This window comes from Nocardia pseudovaccinii (genome assembly GCF_050942345.1).
GTDB lineage: Bacteria > Actinomycetota > Actinomycetes > Mycobacteriales > Mycobacteriaceae > Nocardia > Nocardia pseudovaccinii.
Genome location: NZ_CP192074.1, coordinates 7,324,842 through 7,343,217, shown reverse-complemented (window position 1 = coordinate 7,343,217; position 18,376 = coordinate 7,324,842). Strand labels below are relative to the sequence as shown.

General features: G+C 66.0%; 17 protein-coding genes and 1 other RNA gene. 8 read left to right on the top strand and 10 right to left on the bottom strand.

The window, feature by feature from the left end; genetic code table 11:
* Positions 1–212 precede the first annotated feature (212 nt).
* Positions 213–458 (top strand): hypothetical protein, encoded by a 246-nt coding sequence (locus ACQPZ2_RS33055; RefSeq protein WP_397051226.1) that lies wholly within the window; start codon positions 213–215, stop codon positions 456–458.
* Between the two features lie 166 nt (positions 459–624).
* On the opposite strand, the gene ACQPZ2_RS33050 is transcribed toward ACQPZ2_RS33055, so the two are convergent.
* The gene (locus ACQPZ2_RS33050; protein WP_433522012.1) at positions 625–2,322 is read right to left on the bottom strand and encodes an RNB domain-containing ribonuclease; all 1,698 of its coding nucleotides are present in this window, start codon (positions 2,320–2,322) and stop codon (positions 625–627) included.
* 17 nt (positions 2,323–2,339) lie between these two features.
* Positions 2,340–2,672: a hypothetical protein gene (locus ACQPZ2_RS33045; protein ID WP_433522011.1), complete on the bottom strand. Its 333-nt coding sequence runs from the start codon at positions 2,670–2,672 to the stop codon at positions 2,340–2,342.
* Between the two features lie 429 nt (positions 2,673–3,101).
* Here ACQPZ2_RS33045 and ACQPZ2_RS33040 point away from each other — a divergent pair, with 429 nt between their 5' ends.
* Complete coding sequence (locus ACQPZ2_RS33040) at positions 3,102–3,473, top strand: hypothetical protein (RefSeq protein WP_433522010.1); 372 nt, start codon at positions 3,102–3,104, stop codon at positions 3,471–3,473.
* Between the two features lie 192 nt (positions 3,474–3,665).
* On the opposite strand, the gene ACQPZ2_RS33035 is transcribed toward ACQPZ2_RS33040, so the two are convergent.
* The gene (locus ACQPZ2_RS33035) at positions 3,666–4,559 is read right to left on the bottom strand and encodes a slipin family protein (RefSeq protein WP_433527588.1); all 894 of its coding nucleotides are present in this window, start codon (positions 4,557–4,559) and stop codon (positions 3,666–3,668) included.
* Between the two features lie 91 nt (positions 4,560–4,650).
* Positions 4,651–5,066: RNase P RNA component class A (gene rnpB, locus ACQPZ2_RS33030), an RNA gene on the bottom strand.
* A gap of 105 nt (positions 5,067–5,171) precedes the next feature.
* On the opposite strand from rnpB, the gene ACQPZ2_RS33025 reads away from it, so the two are divergent.
* Complete coding sequence (locus tag ACQPZ2_RS33025; protein ID WP_063040385.1) at positions 5,172–6,059, top strand: alpha/beta hydrolase; 888 nt, start codon at positions 5,172–5,174, stop codon at positions 6,057–6,059.
* A gap of 114 nt (positions 6,060–6,173) precedes the next feature.
* On the opposite strand, the gene ACQPZ2_RS33020 is transcribed toward ACQPZ2_RS33025, so the two are convergent.
* The 5 genes from ACQPZ2_RS33020 to panB all read right to left on the bottom strand — a co-directional run bounded on the left by ACQPZ2_RS33020 (position 6,174) and on the right by panB (position 10,317).
* A complete protein-coding gene (locus ACQPZ2_RS33020; RefSeq protein WP_433522009.1) occupies positions 6,174–7,097 on the bottom strand; it encodes a CHAD domain-containing protein in 924 nt (307 codons plus the stop codon).
* Positions 7,098–7,099: 2 nt separating this feature from the next.
* Positions 7,100–8,062 carry a prolyl aminopeptidase gene (pip, locus tag ACQPZ2_RS33015; RefSeq protein WP_433522008.1) on the bottom strand — a complete coding sequence of 321 codons (963 nt, stop codon included), beginning with the start codon at positions 8,060–8,062 and terminating at the stop codon, positions 7,100–7,102.
* Positions 8,062–8,511, bottom strand: coding sequence for a hypothetical protein (locus ACQPZ2_RS33010; RefSeq protein WP_433522007.1), 450 nt, complete (start codon positions 8,509–8,511; stop codon positions 8,062–8,064). Before ACQPZ2_RS33010 ends, pip begins: the two co-directional genes overlap by 1 nt.
* A gap of 89 nt (positions 8,512–8,600) precedes the next feature.
* Positions 8,601–9,455 carry a phosphotransferase gene (locus ACQPZ2_RS33005; RefSeq protein ID WP_433522006.1) on the bottom strand — a complete coding sequence of 285 codons (855 nt, stop codon included), beginning with the start codon at positions 9,453–9,455 and terminating at the stop codon, positions 8,601–8,603.
* A 7-nt stretch (positions 9,456–9,462) separates the two neighbouring features.
* Positions 9,463–10,317: a 3-methyl-2-oxobutanoate hydroxymethyltransferase gene (gene panB, locus ACQPZ2_RS33000; protein ID WP_433527587.1), complete on the bottom strand. Its 855-nt coding sequence runs from the start codon at positions 10,315–10,317 to the stop codon at positions 9,463–9,465.
* A gap of 183 nt (positions 10,318–10,500) precedes the next feature.
* Here panB and ACQPZ2_RS32995 point away from each other — a divergent pair, with 183 nt between their 5' ends.
* From ACQPZ2_RS32995 to ACQPZ2_RS32985, 3 genes are all read left to right on the top strand, one after another.
* Complete coding sequence (locus ACQPZ2_RS32995; protein WP_433522005.1) at positions 10,501–12,039, top strand: alpha/beta hydrolase; 1,539 nt, start codon at positions 10,501–10,503, stop codon at positions 12,037–12,039.
* Between the two features lie 115 nt (positions 12,040–12,154).
* The gene (gene glnA / locus ACQPZ2_RS32990; protein WP_433522004.1) at positions 12,155–13,495 is read left to right on the top strand and encodes a type I glutamate--ammonia ligase; all 1,341 of its coding nucleotides are present in this window, start codon (positions 12,155–12,157) and stop codon (positions 13,493–13,495) included.
* 89 nt (positions 13,496–13,584) lie between these two features.
* Positions 13,585–16,596, top strand: a complete 3,012-nt coding sequence (locus tag ACQPZ2_RS32985) for a bifunctional [glutamine synthetase] adenylyltransferase/[glutamine synthetase]-adenylyl-L-tyrosine phosphorylase (protein ID WP_433522003.1) — start codon at positions 13,585–13,587, stop codon at positions 16,594–16,596.
* Between the two features lie 64 nt (positions 16,597–16,660).
* Here ACQPZ2_RS32985 and ACQPZ2_RS32980 read toward each other — a convergent pair whose 3' ends face one another.
* On the bottom strand, positions 16,661–16,993 hold the full coding sequence (locus tag ACQPZ2_RS32980; protein ID WP_040688440.1) for a winged helix-turn-helix transcriptional regulator: 333 nt from the start codon (positions 16,991–16,993) through the stop codon (positions 16,661–16,663).
* Between the two features lie 121 nt (positions 16,994–17,114).
* Between ACQPZ2_RS32980 and ACQPZ2_RS32975 the strand changes: the two genes are divergently transcribed.
* Entirely contained in the window at positions 17,115–17,453 is a 339-nt protein-coding gene (locus ACQPZ2_RS32975; RefSeq protein WP_433522002.1) for a hypothetical protein, read from the top strand.
* Positions 17,453–18,094: a cysteine hydrolase family protein gene (locus ACQPZ2_RS32970; protein WP_433522001.1), complete on the top strand. Its 642-nt coding sequence runs from the start codon at positions 17,453–17,455 to the stop codon at positions 18,092–18,094. The genes ACQPZ2_RS32975 and ACQPZ2_RS32970 overlap by 1 nt, the downstream gene beginning before the upstream one ends.
* The last annotated feature ends 282 nt before the right edge of the window (positions 18,095–18,376 follow it).

The window sequence follows — 18,376 nt, the reverse complement described above, 5'->3', positions numbered from 1 at the left end:
AAGGACAACGCGGGGGCGAAAGTGCGAAGCGCGTTGGCGGTGGCGACGCAGCCCACCACCGAACCCGCGTGAGCGATCGTGTGCGGGGAATCAAGCCGATAGGCCCCGGTTCGTCATTCCGCAGGGGCACCAGTTCACCTACACCAACGCATCCGGCACCGTGGAGGTACCGACCTCGCAGTGTTACCCCCGATTCTGAAGGAGCCAGAGTTGTGTCTACACCCGAACCGATCGAGTACCCGATAGATCCCGATAACCCGCCGGAATTTCCCGGAACGCTGCCTCGAGAGCTTTCGGTGGCGCTCCGTGATCGGTTGCAGAAGATTGCAGAGGAAGTGAACCCGTACCTCGGTCCAGACCACCGGGCCATAGACGCACTGGTCAAAGCTGCAACAGAGTTGGCGGTAGTCACCTTCCCTAAGTCGGGGCAGTACGCCGAGTACACCCCGGACGAGTGACCCAGGAGGGGATCAGCCACCCCGGCCGTTCGGCCATGATCGAAGTAGGCCCTGGTTTTCGCCGGGGCTTACTGCCGGCTGGGGGCGTCCATACTGGACACCCACGCCCGTTGGGCGGCAATCCGTTTCGTGGACGCGGACGGCGCGTGAAGCCGACGCGACGGCGTCAGACGGGATAGCCGAAGCTGATCTTGCGGGTGGTGGGGTCGGCGGCGACCAAGCGGACCTGGACTTGCTCGCCTTCTGGGGGTGCGCCAACGCAGGGACCGACTACTGGTGGGTCGGCGATGAATACTTCGGCGGGACGGGTGCCATTGGCATCGCGTACTACGACGGCTTCGAAGATCGCGCCGCCGCGTTCGGCGAGCAGGGTGGCTTCGGTGAGGTCGATGCAGGCGCGTTCCACTTTGCCCGCGATGCTGTCGCTGCGTTTCATCGACTCGGCAGTGGGGACCAGGCCATCGCGGACCCATTGCGGCACTTCGGTTCCGGCGCAGCGGGCCAGGCAGATCTCGGTGGCGAAACGGTCGGCGAGGCGGCGCAGCGGTGCGGTGACGTGCGCGTAGGGCGCGCCGATTGCGCTGTGCTGCAGATTGTTCGCGGTCTGAGCGCCGCTCGCAGATTTAGCGGTCCGCCCGCCGCCGCCCGCACGGGTACTGCCTGGCGCGCCCGTGTCGCCGACGGAATCCGATCTGTCAGGCGAGCCCCCGCCGTCCAGTGAGCCCGCACCGCCCGGCGACTCGGCATAACCTCCCGACCGCGAATCGACGTCCAGCTCGGCGCCGCCCGCCGCCCGCGCACCGCCCGCCGACTGAGCACCGACCCCAGAACCATTCACCCCGGCACCAGCCACCCCATCGAGCACCGTATATCCAGCACCACGCAGCAGCCCGGTCGCCTCGGACATCAGCACCAACGTCGCAGGCGCATTCGGATCGAGCCCGGCCAGCATCCGACCGACGGACTGCTCCGCAGGCCAGGCAACCCCCAACGCCGCGGCGGTCCTGCGCATCGAATCGATCGCCGAAACAATGGGCGGCGGCATCGTCCGCAACAATGCGATGCGCTCACCAACACTGGGCGCACCATTGGATCCGTTGCCGTTCAACATGATTTGCGCCGCGCACATGCCGGTCAGCAGGGAGATCTGCTCGTTCCAGTCGTCGGCGGCGGTGCGCGGTTCCACCACCAGACGCCAGTGGCCGACGGCCTTGTCGTCACGGATGATGCTCTGGGCGGGCAGGCGCAGCCCGATCGCGCCGCGTGCCAGTCCAGCCTCGATGCGCCGCTTGCCGAATTCCGGCAGGGCCGCGATCGAGGGATGCGGGCGGTTCGCGTCGGCGTCGGCCTGGACGCTCGCGTAGTCGAGCCGGGCGCGCGAGCGCACGGTGGCCCGGGTCACCGAGAACCGCTGCGGTTCCGCGTTCTCATCGCATTCGATGGTCCAGAGGGCGGCGGGCCTGGTCTGGTCTGGCAGCAGACTCGCGGAATTCTCCGATAGGATCGGCGGGTGCAGCGGCACGATGCCGTCGGGGAGATAGAAGGTCTGGCCGCGCCCGCCCGCTTCCTGGGCCAGCGGGCCTGCGGGGTCTACTACGGCGCCGACGTCGGCGATCGCGTAGTGGACGGTGAAACCGGAAGAGGTGCGTTCGATATGCACCGCCTGGTCCAGATCCATGGCGCCGGGCGGGTCGATCGTGACGAATGGAATATCGGTGCGATCGGCGCGAGTGCCCGCGAACGCGTCGATCGCGTCGCGGGCCGCCGCGGTGGCCGCGGCGGGATACGCCGAGGCCAATCCGAATTCGGATCGAATGGCGCCGAAATCGACCGGCGCCGACACGATCCGCTGGTGGAGTTCCACGCTGTCGCAGTCGGTCTCTACTGCAGTGCCAACATGGTGCCGTTCAATTCATTGAGCGGGCCGTACACGGTAAAGGTCACCCGGCCACCCGGGACGCTGGTGGAAACGCCCGCCGCCGCGTCCAGCGCCTCACCGAACGACGCCGCCGACGGATGCGGCAGACCGGCGATGGCCTGCCCGATGTGGTTCTGGTACACCCAGGCGGTGTCGGCCGGGTTGAGGTCGACCTGGACCCCACCCGCCAGCGGGGTGACCGCGACCGCCGAGGCGGATCCGGTGCCCAGCATGGCGAAAACCGATGCGGCCCCGGCGATCAGCGCACCGGCGACCAGTGAACGAACAATCCGCATAGAGTTGTGACCTGCTTCCGTGATCGAAGAATGTGATTTTCGTGGCGGACCGGCAACGGGTCTTACCAACGGCGCCTACTCTATGACGTCGCTCACGTTCTAGGCCAGCTCCAACCGAATCGCCATGCCGGACACGCCGAGCCCGGCGAGGTCACACCCCGACTGCTAGGGTTCCCCGGCGTGGCGGGTTCGAGCTTTTCCCGCGCATTCGCAAGTGACCTGTACGTCGACAATTGGGAGTTATCCACTGATGTCAACGATTCTTTTCGATTACCTGATGCCTCTGCTCGGACCGGAGCAGGCGGCGTATTGGGCTCAGGTTTTCATGGTCAACCCGCTCTGACCTCACCGTCGACGATGCGGTTTTCGTCGCCTTCCGTTAACCGGACGGGAGGCGACGTTTCCCAAGTGCCGCTAGCATCCCGCTGCGTGACCAGAACTACCGCCGCTATCGCGGCCAGCTCCGCCGTGTTAGCCCTGCTCCTTGCCGGTTGCGGCGATGACAAAGACTCTTCCGCTCCCGCGACGACCTCGGCGGCCAAGTCCGCGGGCGGCGAGACAATCGACAACGTCAAGGCGGGGACGTTCGTCGTCAGCTACCGCAGCGCCTTCCCCAAACTCGCCGAGGGCAAAGACGACGTCAAGATCAGCGGCATTCTGGTCGACACGTGCAAGGACATCAAGGGCGGCAAGGGCGAGGACGAAGTCGTCCAGAACGTCATCAAGCGCACGAAGGGCACCACCGAGGCCTCCAAGGAAGAGGCCCAGGCGATCTATCAGATGGCGAAGATGCTCTGCTGAGCGAACTTCAATCCTTCAGCCACGGAAAGTAATTGGGCAGGTATTTCAACACATACCCCACGGTGATCATGAGAATGATCGCGATCACGGGAATCAGTATGGACATCGGCCCGGTTTCCTTACGTTGTGCTACCGATGCGGTGGTACGGCGAGCAATAGCTGCCGTACCCGTATCGGTATACGCCCGTTGTGTTACGGGCGCGTTCCATCTTGTTCGACCGCTGGCGTGTTGCCCTGACCGAGCGCCTGTGTCGGGTCGGGCGGGTTGATCTCCGGTGTGGATTCGGAAGCGGTCGGGGTGGGCTCGGCGGTGGTCGCCGCGGACGGCGTACCGCGTTCCAGGAACCGCAGCAATTCCACCGGGAACGGCAGCACCAATGTCGAATTCTTTTCCGCCGCAACCTGAACCACGGTTTCCAGCAATCGCAGTTGCAGTGCCGCCGGTGATTCCGACATCTGTGCGCCCGCCTGCGCCAACTTTTTCGACGCCTGGAATTCGCCCTCGGCGGAAATCACTCGCGCCCGCCGTTCCCGCTCCGCCTCGGCCTGCCGCGACATCGAGCGCTTCAGCGAATCCGGAATCGAGACATCCTTGATCTCCACCCGATCGATATGGATACCCCAGGCGAGCGCCGGGCTATCGATCATGATCTCGAGCCCTTTGTTCAGCTCCTCACGATTGGACAACAGGCTGTCCAGATCGCTCTTTCCGATGATCGAACGCAACGAAGTCTGCGCCACTTGCCCGACGGCGAACAGATAGTTCTGCACTTCAACCACCGCGCACACCGGATCGATCACCCGGAAATAGACCACCGCGTCGACGCGCACCGTCACGTTGTCTCGGGTGATGCCGTCCTGTGCGGGCACCGGCATGGTGACGATCTGTGTGGAGACCTTGCGCATCCGGTCGATGAACGGAATCAGCATGCGCAGTCCGGGATCTCGGGTTCCGACCACGCGGCCGAACCGGAACACCAGCCCCTTCTCGTATTGGGCGACAATGCGCGCGCTCATCGCGGTGAGCACCCCGCCCGCGATCGCCCCCACCCCGAAAATCGCCCCGACAACAGAAAGAATATCCATGGCTACACCCCGTGCGAAGTGGCTGACCGCACCGAATTCCGGCTCAGCGGTCACTTCCATCATGGCACCGGCGAGCACCGGATTGCAGGGGCGGACGAGTTGACCTGTAAGCCGGATCCTGTCCCCGGTTCACACCGGGTGACGACCATCCATCTGGACACACCGTTGCCGGGTGCCTCGAGCGGTCCACCCGCAGGCTCGGGCGAGCAACCCTCGAACACCTGCGCAGCCGCACCGCGAACGGTGCGACCTTCGACCTTGCTCCGGGCGGGGTTTACCTAGCCGCCCCGGTCACCCGGGGCGCTGGTGCGCTCTTACCGCACCGTTTCACCCTCACCGCACGATCCCGAGGGATCATGGGCGGTCTGTTTTCTGTGGCACTTTCCCGCGGGTCACCCCGGGTTGCCGTTAGCAACCGCCCTGCTCTGTGGAGTCCGGACTTTCCTCGGCGACGGGCGGCGGCACTCGCGTGCCCGTTCCCATCACCGCGGCCGCCCGGCCAACTCGTCCGCAGCGTTTAGCCTACTTTGATCTAGGGGTACGTTGTTCACTGGCCTGACCGCGCTCGGTCGGGGGGCAATAGTTCGGACCGAAACAGTACGGTGAGGTGCCATGGAACGTGTCGAGGTCAGTTTTCCCTCGGGTAGCGAGCACTGCGCTGCCTGGCTGTATCCCCCCGCTGGCATCCCCAAGCCCCGCCCACTTGTCGTGATGGGGCACGGACTCGGCGCCAACCGGGAGATGGGGCTGGATAGGTACGCACGGCGTTTCGCCGCCGCCGGGATGGGTGTGCTGGTATTCGATTACCGGCATTTCGGGGCCAGCCAGGGTGCGCCGCGTCAGCTACTACATATTGCCCGGCAACGCGAGGACTGGCGCTCGGCCATCGCTTACGCGCGTACGCTGCGCGGCTTCGACGCGACCCGAATCGCGCTGTGGGGTACCTCTTTCGGTGGCGGCCATGTGCTGTCGGTCGCGCCCGACGACGACTACATCGCGGCCGTCGTCGCTCAGGTTCCGTTCACCAGTGGCTGGGCATCGGCCATGGCGAAGGGGCCGACCAGCCTGACCAAGGTGGCCACCATCGCGGCCACGGATCTACTCGTTGGTCCGATCCGGCGCAAGCCCGTTCGCGTCCGGTTGGCCGGGCGCAAGCGTTCGGCGGCGCTGATGAGCGCGCCGGATGCGCCGGAGGGTTATGGCAGGCTCGCCGACGAGAGCGAGACCTACGAACCGAAAGTCGCTGCCCGTGTGGCATTCTCGACACTGTTCGATTCCCCCGGCCGCCGGGCGAAGGCATTGAAGATGCCGGTCTTCTACGCGGTCGCCGACAACGACACCATCGCACCGCCGAAGCCGACACTACGCGCGGCCGAACGCACCAAGCACGCGATCGTAAAGCGTTATCCGGTGGGGCATTTCGATGTCTACTTCGACGATGTCTTCGAGCAGACGGTGTACGACCAGACCGAGTTCCTGGTGTCGGTGCTGCGGCCCTAGGCTTGTTTCGAAGTGAAGTGTGGGGTGGAACCGCGGTAGCGGGTGCCACCCCACAATTGATTTCGTTGAAAGATGTTGCCGCGTTGGCGTATGCGTGAGGTCTCCGGTCGGCGGTCAACCCGATACGAACGCCGACGCGGCGGGGTATTTGGCCAGCGCTTCGCCCGCGGCGATTTCTTCCGCGTCGGCGAGCAATTCGTAGATGGTGGCGTTGACGCCGGTGGCGTGGGTTCGGTCGGCGCGCGCCAGGATGGCTTCGCGGGATTCGACGGCGTCGCGGTGGTCGCCTAGTACGGTTTGCAGGCGTTTCGCTTCGGTTCCGAGATCCTTTGCGGCACTGCCGAGTACGTCGGTCGCGCCCTCGCACGAGTAGCGCAGGCGCTTGGCGCCCTTGCGGATATCGTGCAGCAGTTCGACGCGCTCGGCGGGGGAGACGGCGGGTTCGGCGTAGACCATTCGCTGTAGGCGTTTGCGGTCCTTGCGCAGGATGCGTTCGAACACTTCGGCGGCGGGCTGCTTCGACTTGTCGGCATCGAGGGGCGGTTCGGTGCGCCAGGACGAAAGGCGGTGGCGCAGTGCGTGATAGCGATGGTGATCGAGGGCGTCGAGGATCTCGGCATGCGCCTTTCGGTACCGGTCTCGCTCCGCGTCGACCAGATCGGTGCGTACGTACTCGGTGGTGCCGGGCACGTAGGCGCTGCCCGCCTTCGGCGCAGCTGATTCCGTTGCTAGCCGGGCGAATTCATCCTGCGGTGCGTGTGCGGCCAGCAGTGCCGCGAACCGTTCCGCCCGCACCTCGGCATCGCGGGCAACACCCAGCAGGTCGGCCAGCCACTTCAGTTCGTCCTGCATCTCGGCGATCTGCGTGGCCTCGAAGAGCGTGCGGTACGAGCGCAGCACGCTGCGCAGTCTGCGCGTCGCGACCCGCATCTGGTGCACCGAATCCCAGGCGTCGGCGCGGACGTCCGGTTCGGCGGCCAGCAGCCGGTCGACGTCGTCGCGCAGTGCCGCGACGATGGCGGTTCCGGCCCTGACCATGATCAGCTCACTTTCGCGAATCCGTCGGTCGCCTCGACGAGATGGTGGGTGATTCCGGGTTCGGCGGCGGCGTGACCGGCGTCGTCCACGATGTGCAGTACCGATCCGGGCCAGGCGCGATGCAGTTCCCATGCGCTGGTCGCCGGGCAGACGACATCGTGGCGACCCTGCACGATGACGGCGGGGATGTGCGCGATCTTGTCGATATCGCGCAGCAACTGTCCTTCGTCGAGGAATCCGCCATTGACGAAGTAGTGGTTCTCGATCCTGGCGAAGGCCAGCGCGAACCGTGGCTGGGCACTTTCCTGCACCCGATCCGGATGCGGCAGTAGCGAACTCGTCGCGCCCTCCCAGGTGGACCAGGCGATGGCGGCCGCTTCGGCGACCTGCTCGTCGGGGGAGTGCAACAGCCGGTGGTACACCTGCACCAGATCGCGGTCGCGCTCGTCCACCGGTACCGGGGCCAGGAACTTCTCCCACTCGTCGGGGTAGATGTTGCCCGCGGCGCCGTTGTAATACCAGTCGATTTCCTTGCGCCGCAACAGGAATATGCCGCGCAGTACCAGTTCGGTGACCCGCTCCGGATGCTGTTGCGCATAGGCGAGTGCGAGCGTCGAACCCCAGGAGCCGCCGAATACTTGCCAGCGATCGATGTCGAGACGAATACGCAGCGCTTCGACGTCGGCGATCAGATGTGCGGTGGTATTGGTCTCCAGACTCGCACCGTCCGCGATATGCGGGGTGGATCGTCCGCAGCCGCGCTGATCCAGTAGCACGATCTTGTAGGCGGCCGGATCGAAGAACTGCCGGTGGAACGGTTCGGTGCCGCCACCGGGTCCGCCGTGCAGGAACACCACGGGCTTACCGTCGGGATTGCCGCTGACCTCCCAGTACACGGACTGGCCCGCGCCGACATCGAGCATGCCGGTTTCGTACGGCTCGATCGCGGGATAGAGTGTTCGCATCAGAAGGCGATTCCCGAAGCCAGATCGGGCAGTTCCAGCGCCTCGATGGCCTGCTGGTGTACATCGGCGCAGCTCTTGGTGGTGATCCGGTCGATCATCGCCTTATCGGCGAGTACGTGGCCGTTGATGCCGCCATTGCGCAGCGCCCATTCGTGCACCAGCGCATTGAGCCCGATCCGGCCCAGCGTCGGACCCTGCACCCGCCAGTTCGACAGTTCCGGGCGGATCATGTCGCACAGCTGGGTGGCCGACGCGTCGGAGATCTCCAGGGTCGTCGCCGGTGCGCTGGTGGTCTTGGCCGCGCTGGTGGCTGTCGCCGATCCGGTGGTGGAGCTCGAGCTGCCGGTGGGCGCCGGGCTCGAGCCGCTCCCGCAGGCGGTGAGTGCCGCGGCGGCGAACAGGCCCGCCACCACTAGCGTGCTGCGTGAAATCCAACGGGGTTGCGGCATCGGTACCTCTGCTCGTGTCGGCATTGTCGGCTTCGAGTCTGCCATTATTTGCCGCGCCTGGCCCGCGCGAGTTTGCCGGGCGCTGCCGATCAAACCGGGCCGAAGCCCGTGCGCAGATCGTCGAGCAAGCTCCGCAGGAAGCGCGCGAACCGCGGTGGTGACGCGTCGATGGTGCGCCACGGATGCAGGGCGATCAGTGGTGCCAGCCGATCGGCGAGGGCGATCTCGGCATCGGTGACGGCGCACGACTGCCGCCACCGGTCCAGGTATTCCGAGCGGTGCGGACCGCGCAGCACACGCCAGGACAGCAGCGGATGGGTGATTACCGCATCGCCCCAGTCGAACAGCATGTCCGAATCGGTGAACACGTTTCCCGGATGCAGATCATTGTGTTCGATGCTCAGCCTGCCGAATTCGGCAAGCGCCGCGCCTGCTTCGGTGATCGCCGCGCCGAGGCCGGGAACGCGTGGCTCGAAATGCCGATACACCGTGATCAGTCGGGACGGGGGCAGATACGGTGTGCCGGTGGCGCGCAGTTCATCGATGTGCTCGCCCATCGCCAGCTGGAGGTCGGCGTAGCGGCGGACCAATTCGGTCCACGCTGCCGCGGAATCCCGCGCCGTAGCACCACCGTCGGGACTGAGCAACCAACCGTGATCCGGTTGCACCGCAAGCGGTTCGAGCACGCTGCCGGGTAGCAACCGGGCCAATGCCTGTAGCAGCGGACCCTCGTGCGCACCGGCGCGAGCATTGGCCTTCAACCACACCGGACCCGCATCGGTCGGGATGCGCATGATCAACGACCACGCCCGCCGTCGCGTTTCCTCCGGCGTCTCAACGATTTTCAAGCCGCGATCGGTGAGAACACCCGTGGCCCAATCGAGCATCGGTTGCACGGGTTGGCCGAGCAGCGCCACTGGCGCGTGCACTGCTCGGCCGGTCATCGTGAACTCAGAAGCTGTGCTCGGGACCGGGGAAGGTTCCCCGTCGCACCTCATCGGCGTAAGCGGCTGCGGCGGAACGTAATTCATCGCCGATCCGGCCGAACCGCTTGACGAACTTGGCGGTCTTGCCGCTGGTGAAGCCAGCCATATCCTGCCAGACCAGCACCTGCGCATCGCATTCCGCGCCGGCGCCGATGCCGACGGTCGGGATGGTCAGCTTGCGGGTCACCTGGCCGGCCAGGTCGGCGGGCACCATCTCCATCACCACGGAGAACGCACCGGCCTCCTGGACCGCGATGGCATCGGCGATGAGCTGCTCGGCGCCGTCGCCGCGACCCTGCACCCGGAAACCACCGAGGGTATTGACGCTCTGCGGGGTGAAGCCGATATGCGCCATTACCGGAATACCGGCCGAAGTGATCAGCGCGATCTGCTCGGCGACCCGCTCACCGCCCTCCAGCTTGACCGCGTGCGCACCGCCCTCCTTCATGAACCGGGTCGCGGTGGCCAGCGCCTGCTGCGGCGAGGTTTCGTAGGTGCCGAACGGCAGATCGGCCACCACCAGCGCATGTGGTGCACCGCGGACCACGCCGCGCACCAGCGGGATGAGCTCGTCGACGGTGATCGGCACGGTGGTGTCGTAGCCGTAGACGACGTTGGCGGCGGAGTCGCCCACCAGTAGCACCGGAATTCCGGCTTCTTCGAAGATGCGAGCGGAGGAATAGTCGTAGGCGGTCAACATCGACCACTTCTCGCCATCGGCCTTCATCTGCTGCAGATGAGGTACCCGCGTCTTGCGCTTGGCCGGTTTGGCAGCCGGGGCAGCGCCGTAGGCAGGGGTCTCCGATTCGGATACGGACATCATCGTCCCTTTCGTGGTTGTCGCCTCGAGGCCCGTTCGGGTCCCCGGGTTGTGTGACGAATCCAGTCTGCCACCCGTGCGATCGCGACTTAAGTGCGATGACGGTGCATTTGGTCACAGCCGCATCGGCGCCGCCGGGCGACCGGACGCACGGCCTCGCACGGCAATGGCAGGATCGTCCCTATGTCTGTGGTGCGGAGTGGGTCGCGTGGTGTGCTGGTCGCGGTGGCGTTGGCGTTGGTGGCGGCCGGATGCAGCGCATCCAAGGACGCGCCGGGCAATGCGTTACCCACTCCGCCTCAGGGCCTCGAGAAGTTCTACAGCCAGACCGTGAACTGGGGTTCCTGCGACGATTTCGGCTCCCCGGACGACCGCCCCGCACCCAACACCGAATGCACCCGCATCACCGTGCCCATCGACTACACCAAGCCCGACGGCGCGACCGCGCAGATCGCGCTGGCCCGAATTCCTGCCAGCGGCAAGCGGATCGGCTCACTGCTGCTCAATCCGGGCGGGCCGGGCGTATCGGGTCTGTCGATGGCGGGTATCGCGGGCAAGACGCCGTTGGCCGAGCGCTTCGACCGGGTCGGCTTCGATCCACGTGGGGTCGGCTCCTCGATCCCGACCATCGCCTGTCTGACGCCGCAGCAGAACGACGCCGAACGCGCCGAACCCCCCACCGACAACACCCCGGACGGCATCGCCAAGGCCGAGGACGAGAACCGTCAGTTCGTCGGTCACTGCGTCGAGCGCACCGGCACCGAATTCCTGGCCCACGTCGGCACCCGCGAGGTGGTGCAGGACATGGATGTGATCCGCGCCGTCCTCGGCGATCCGAAGCTCAGCTACCTCGGCTACTCCTACGGCACCAAGCTCGGCTCGGCCTACGCCGAGAAGTTCCCGGACAATGTGCGCGCGCTGGTGCTCGACGGTGCGGTGGACTCATCCCAGGATCCGGTGCAGGAATCGCTGCGGCAGGCGGCGGGCTTCCAGCAGGCATTCGAAGCCTATGCCGCGGAATGCGCCAAGCAGGCGGACTGCCCGGTCGGCACCGATCCGGCCCAGGCGGTCGCGAAGTTCCGCGCGCTGGTGAATCCGCTGGAGACCAAATCGGCCGCGACCACCGATCCCCGCGGACTCAGCTACGGCGATGCCATCACCGGTGTGCAGCAGGCGCTCTACTCCGATGATTTCTGGCGGGTGCTCACCGTCGGCCTGTCCGAATTGCGCGATGGGCGTGGCGACACGCTGCTGAAGCTCGCCGATCTCTACGACGGCCGCCGCGACGACGGCAGCTACGACAACACCCAGGAGGCCTTCAACGCCATCCGCTGCGTCGACGATCCGCCGATCAACGATCGTGCGGTGGCGGGTCGACAGGACACGGAATACCGCAAGGCGGCGCCATTCCTCGACGACGGCCGCGGCACTGGGACCGCACCGCTTGAACTGTGCGCCATCTGGCCGGTGCCGAACACCAGCACACCGCACAAGGTTTCGGCGCCGGGTCTGCCGAAGACGGTGGTGGTGTCGACCACCGAGGATCCCGCGACGCCGTATCAAGCCGGTGTCGATCTGGCCAACCAGTTGGGCGCCGCACTGATCACCTACAAGGGCACCCGGCACACCGCGGCACTGGTCGCGGGTGACCAGTGCCTTGACGACGCGGTGATCTCCTACCTCACCGATCTGAAGGTTCCCGAGGCCGGTCTGACCTGCTGACTCCCAGCTCACAACGTGATCTTGCACCCCGTGCGATTCATTCCGAATGATGGGATTGCAATCCCTAAGCGTGTATGTAACACGGATTTAACGCCAGGTGCTTACGCTCGGCGACATGGATCGCCAGAAGGAATTCGTGCTGCGGACGCTCGAAGAGCGGGATATCCGCTTCGTGCGTCTCTGGTTCACCGATGTGTTGGGCTATCTGAAGTCCGTTGCCATCGCTCCGGCGGAGCTCGAGGGCGCCTTCGAAGAGGGCATCGGCTTCGACGGCTCGGCCATCGAGGGCTTCGCCCGGGTGTCGGAGGCCGATATGGTCGCGCGGCCGGATCCCTCGACCTTCCAGGTGCTGCCGTGGTCGACGAGTAAGGGCCATCAGCACTCCGCGCGCATGTTCTGCGATATCACCATGCCCGACGGTTCGCCGTCCTGGGCCGACCCGCGCCATGTGCTGCGGCGTCAGCTCAACAAGGCGGGTGACGTCGGGTTCAGCTGCTATGTGCACCCGGAGATCGAATTCTTCCTGCTGGAGAACGGCCCCCAGGACGGCCGCGAGCCGACCCCGGCCGACACCGGTGGGTTCTTCGACCAGGCCGTGCACGATTCCGCACCCAACTTCCGTCGCCACGCCATCGACGCGCTGGAGTCGATGGGCATCTCGGTGGAGTTCAGCCATCACGAGGGCGCCCCGGGGCAGCAGGAGATCGACCTGCGCTACGCCGACGCGCTGTCCATGGCCGACAACGTGATGACCTTCCGCTACCTGATCAAGGAAGTGGCCATCGACGAGGGCGTGCGCGCGACCTTCATGCCCAAGCCGTTCGCCCAGTACCCGGGCTCGGCCATGCACACCCATATGAGCCTGTTCGAGGGGGAGGCCAACGCCTTCCACGATGCCGACGACCCGAACAACCTCTCGGGGACCGCGCGCGCGTTCATCGCGGGCATCCTGGAGCACGCCCCGGAGATCAGCGCGATCACCAACCAATGGGTGAACTCCTACAAGCGGCTCATCCACGGCGGCGAGGCGCCGACGGCGGCCTCGTGGGGCCGGTCCAACCGCTCCGCGCTGGTGCGGGTGCCGATGTACACCCCGAACAAGTCCTCCTCGCGCCGTGTCGAGATCCGCAGTCCAGATTCGGCCTGCAACCCCTACCTGACCTTCGCCGTGCTGCTTGCGGCCGGTCTGCGTGGCATCGAGAAGGGTTACACGCTGCCGCCGGAGGCCGAGGACGACGTGTGGTCGCTGACCGCCGCCGAGCGGCGCGCCATGGGCTTCCGTGAGCTGCCCGGCACGCTCGACGAGGCGCTGCAGGCGATGGAGCGCTCGGAGCTTGTCGCCGAGACGCTCGGCGAGCACGTTTTCGACTTCTTCCTGCGCAATAAGCGCCGGGAATGGGCGGACTACCGCAGCCAGGTGACGCCGTACGAGCTGAAGGAGTACCTCGGCCTCTAGCCGGTTAAACCCGGCTCGGTCGGCTACGTTTGCGACTCTTTCCACCCCGGCCGGGTGGAAAGAGATGATCGGCCATCTAAGTTGGACTTATGGTCCGGCCGCCGTCTGCTCGTTCTGCTGTCCCCGGTGTCGGTCGGCTCGGCTTGCTCGAGCCGACCGCCGCCGCCTCGTTACGAGAGTTGGCTTGGGACAATATCGACTCCATTCCGGTGCTGTGGGCGCTGTCCCGCGCGCCCGATGCCGATCTCGCACTGCTGACGCTGACGCGGTTGCAAGCCGCGCTCGGCGAGGACTGGTCCGAGCTCGATTCGACGTTGCGGATCGATACCGCCTTGCGCGGCAGGCTTTTCGCGCTCATCGGATCGTCGAGCGCATTCGCCGATCATCTGGTCGCCGACCCTCCCGCATGGCGAATTCTGCTGCGCGACAAGTTGCCCGCGCGCGAGGAGCTGATCGCTGATCTGCTGGCGGCCGTGCAAGCGGTACCGGCCGAGAGTCCGCACGCGGATGCCGTGCTGTACCGGGCCGAGCTGTCCGGTCCCGAGGCAGTTGCGTTGCTGCGCAAGCGATATCGCGATCAGCTGATGCTCTTGGCCGCGCTGGACCTGGCTGCCACCGTGGAGAACGAGCCGGTGCTGCCATATCAGGTGGTCGGCCGCCATCTCACCGATCTCGCCGATGCCGCACTGACCGCGGCGCTCGCGGTGGCGGTGGCACGGGTCTGTAAGGACGCCCCGGTGCCGGTGCGGCTGGCCGTGATCGCCATGGGCAAGAGCGGTGCCTGCGAACTCAACTACGTCAGCGATGTCGATGTCGTCTTCGTCGCCGAACCGGCCGATGCCACCGCCACTCGGTTGGCCGCCGAGATGATGAGCGTGGGCAGCGCGGCCTTCTTCGAGGTCGATGCGGCGCTGCGGCCCGAAGGCAAGGCGGGCGCGCTGGTGCGCACCCTGGACTCGCATATCGCCTACTACAAACGCTGGGCCAGGACCTGGGAGTTCCAGGCACTGCTCAAGGCGCGGCCGATGACCGGCGATCTGGCACTGGGGGAGCAGTACCGCGACGCACTGATGCCGATGGTGTGGACCGCTTCCGAGCGCCCCGACTTCGTCGCCGATGTGCAGGCGATGCGGCGCCGGGTGGAGGATCTGGTGCCCGCCGATCTGCGCGAACGCGAACTCAAACTCGGTCACGGCAGCCTGCGCGATGTCGAATTCGCCGTGCAGCTACTGCAATTGGTACACGGACGGGTGGACGAGACCCTGCATGTGCAGGACACCATCGAGGCGCTGACGGCGTTGGCGGCCGGCGGCTATGTCGGCCGCGACGATGCCGCGAATCTCACCGCCTCCTATGAATTCCTGCGCCTGCTCGAACACCGGCTGCAGTTGCAGCGGCTCAAGCGCACCCATACTCTGCCCGCCGCCGATGACGAGGAGGGCATGCGCTGGCTGGCCCGCGCGGCCCATATCCGTCCGGACGGACGGCAGGACGCGGTCGGCGTGCTGAGCAATGAGATTCGCCGAAATGCGGTGCGGGTGCGCCGATTACACGCCAAACTCTTCTATCGGCCACTGCTCGAATCGGTGGTCAAGATGGATCCCGACGCGCTGCGCCTGAGCCCGGACGCGGCGATCCGCCAGTTGGCGGCGCTCGGCTATGCGGCCCCGGAAAACGCACTGGGACATCTGAAAGCGTTGACCGGCGGGGTATCGCGCAAGGGCCGGATTCAGGCGCTGCTCTTGCCGACCTTGCTCGAATGGCTCGGGGACACGCCGAATCCCGATGCCGGACTGCTCGCCTACCGGCGGGTCTCGGAGGGTCTGGACGATCAGATCTGGTTCCTGCGCGAATTGCGCGATGAGGGCGCGATCGCACAGCGGTTGATGATCGTGCTCGGCTCCTCGGAATATCTGCCGGATCTGCTGATCAACGCACCGGACACGATCCGGATGTATGCCGACGGTCCGGGCGGGCCGCTGTTGCTCAGTCCGCAGCCGGAAGACGTCGCGCGCGGCATCCTTACCGCGGCGGCGCGCTACGACGATCCGAAACGTGCTGTGGCCGCGGCTCGTTCGCTGCGCCGACACGAATTGGCGCGGGTGGCCTCGGCCGATCTGCTCGGCATGCTCGACGTGCCGCAGGTGTGCCGGGCGCTGTCCTCGGTGTGGGTCGCGGTGCTGGAAGCCGCACTGCGCGCGGTGATCCGGGCCAGCGAGGTCGAACTCGGGGCACCGGCACCGGCCGATTTCGCGGTGATCGGCATGGGTCGGCTGGGCGGCCTGGAACTCGGTTACGGCTCCGATGCCGATGTGCTCTTCGTCTGCGACCCGCGTCCCGGCGAGGACGAGACCAAGGCCGTGAAATGGGCGATCGGCATTGCGGAGAAGGTGCAGCGGTTGCTCGGTGCGCCGAGTACCGATCCGCCGCTGCAGGTCGACGCCGGACTGCGCCCGGAGGGGCGCAACGGCGCGCTCGTGCGCACGCTGGCCGCCTATGCCGCCTATTACGAGCAGTGGGCGCAGCCGTGGGAGGTACAGGCCCTGCTGCGCGCGCATCAGGTGGCTGGGGATCAGGACCTCGGTGTCCGGTTCCTGCACATCATCGACAAGGTGCGCTATCCCGAGGGCGGGGTGTCGGCGGAGGCGGTGCGCGAGATCCGCAGGATCAAGGCCAGGGTGGATGCCGAACGCCTGCCGCGCGGTGCGAATCCGGCGACCCACACCAAACTCGGACGCGGTGGTCTCGCCGATATCGAATGGACCGTCCAGCTGATGCAACTGCGCTACGCCGACGATGTACGCGCACTGCACAACACCTCGACGCTGGAATCCCTCGATGTCATCGAGCAAACCAAATTGCTTGCGATCGAAGATGTTTCGCTGCTGCGCGAAGCCTGGATCACGGCGACCAGGGCGCGCAACGCGCTGGTGCTCGTGCGCGGCAAGCCAGCTGATCAACTACCCGGCCCGGGCCGTCTACTATCGGCCGTCGCGCGGGTCGCCGGGTGGCCGAACGATGATGGCAGCGAGTTCCTGGACAACTACATGCGCATCACCCGCCGCGCCAAAGCCGTGGTGGAGCGTGTCTTCGGCGGTTGACCCGCGCCGACGGTAGTCGAAAGGTGGTTCTCAGTGGGCACGGCGGCCGCCATTTGACTTTCGCTCAGGGCAGGGGGATGCCTGCGCGATCGGCGCGTTTCTGTCCCCATTCGTAGAGGGCGGTGAGCACCGGGACCAGGCTCCAGCCTTCCTCGGTCAGGTCGTATTCGACCTGGGGCGGCACGGTATCGAAAGTAGTGCGGCGGATCAGGCCGTCGGACTCCAGGTCGCGCAGTTGCTGGACGAGCATTTTCTCGCTGGTGCTCGGCATCAGGCGCCGCAATTCGCCGTAGCGGCGCACGCCCTCCTTGAGGTGGGCCAGGATGACCGGCTTCCATTTGCCGTCGATGAGATCGACGGTCACCTCCACCGCGCAGTAATAGCGCTTCTCCGGCATTGCTCGCCTCCCGGTACTCACCAAAAAGTGCGTTCTTGTAACACTGTAATCATCGGGCTTACATGGAACTCGCACTGCGGCGCGGCCGCACCACATTCTGCAGACATGGAGTTCGATTCCCGTGAAAGTCATCGTTTTCGACAGCTTCAAGCCCGGCGTGACGATGGAGACCATCACCCCTTATCTTCCCGAAGAGGTCGCCAATGTGTGGCGGCTGTGGAAGGCGGGCATCGTGCGCGAGAACTATGCGCGCGCCGATGAGCCCGGCGTGGTGATCGTATTCGAGGTCGACAGCGTCGACGAGGCCAAACGTTATGTCGCCGATTTCCCGCTGACCAAGGCCGGTCACCTGGAATGGACCTACGTTCCGGTGCAGGCCCCGTTGCCGCTGGAGGCGCTGATGGATCCCTCCGTCGACGTCGCCGAGCCCTACGACCGGACGAAGGTGGTGTCGGCCTGATGCAATACGCCTACGGTCTGAGCATTCCGCAGACCCTCGCGGATGCCTGTGATCCGACCAGGATGGCGCTGATCGTCTACGACATGCAGGTCGGCATCGTGCGGCAGCTGCCGGACGGTGACAAGATCGTCCAGACCTGTGTGCAGCTGCGGGATGCGGCGCGGGAGAACGGTTTTCGCGTCTTCTACACCCGGCACATGTCGCTGCCGCCCGCGGCGGCCGGTGTCGCGCAACTGCGCACGGCCATGGAGTGGCAGCGGGTCGAGAACCCGAACGAGGTGAATTCCAGCTTCCCGCAGGGTTCGCCCCAGTATCAGCTCGTCCCCGAGCTGGCGCCCGGTCCGAACGAGGTGGTCATCGATAAGATCACCATGTCGGCCTTCGCGGCGACACCGCTCGATATCGCTTTGCGCGACTTGGGTATCGACACCTTCGCCATTGCGGGCATCGCTCTGGAGGTCGGCATCGAACCCACCGTCCGGCACAGCCTGGACCTGGGCTATCTCCCGATTCTGGTGACCGATGCCTGCGGCGCGGGCCATCTGGACGCGGCCGAACGTTCCTTGGCCACACTGGCTTTCGCCGGTGGTTCGCTCACCACGGACGCCGCGACGCTCGTCGAGCAGATGCACCGCCACTGAGCGGAAAGCCGCGCCGGGCCGACCGCGGTCAGCACCTGGAAGCGGCGCACGAATTCCCGCAGCGCGATGCGGTCTTCATCGTCGGGCGGGCGGTACCCCCGCTCGGCGGTGACCGATACCGTGCTGCCAGCGCGCACCCGCAACTCGTCCCAGCACGACGGCAGCACCGGTGTCAGCACGGTGTGCCCATTGCAGGTCACCGTGATCCGTGAGGTGAACCGTCCCGCGGTGTCGGCAAGATCTTCGGCCGCGTCCGCGGTGAGCGCACCCGTCGCCGTGAAC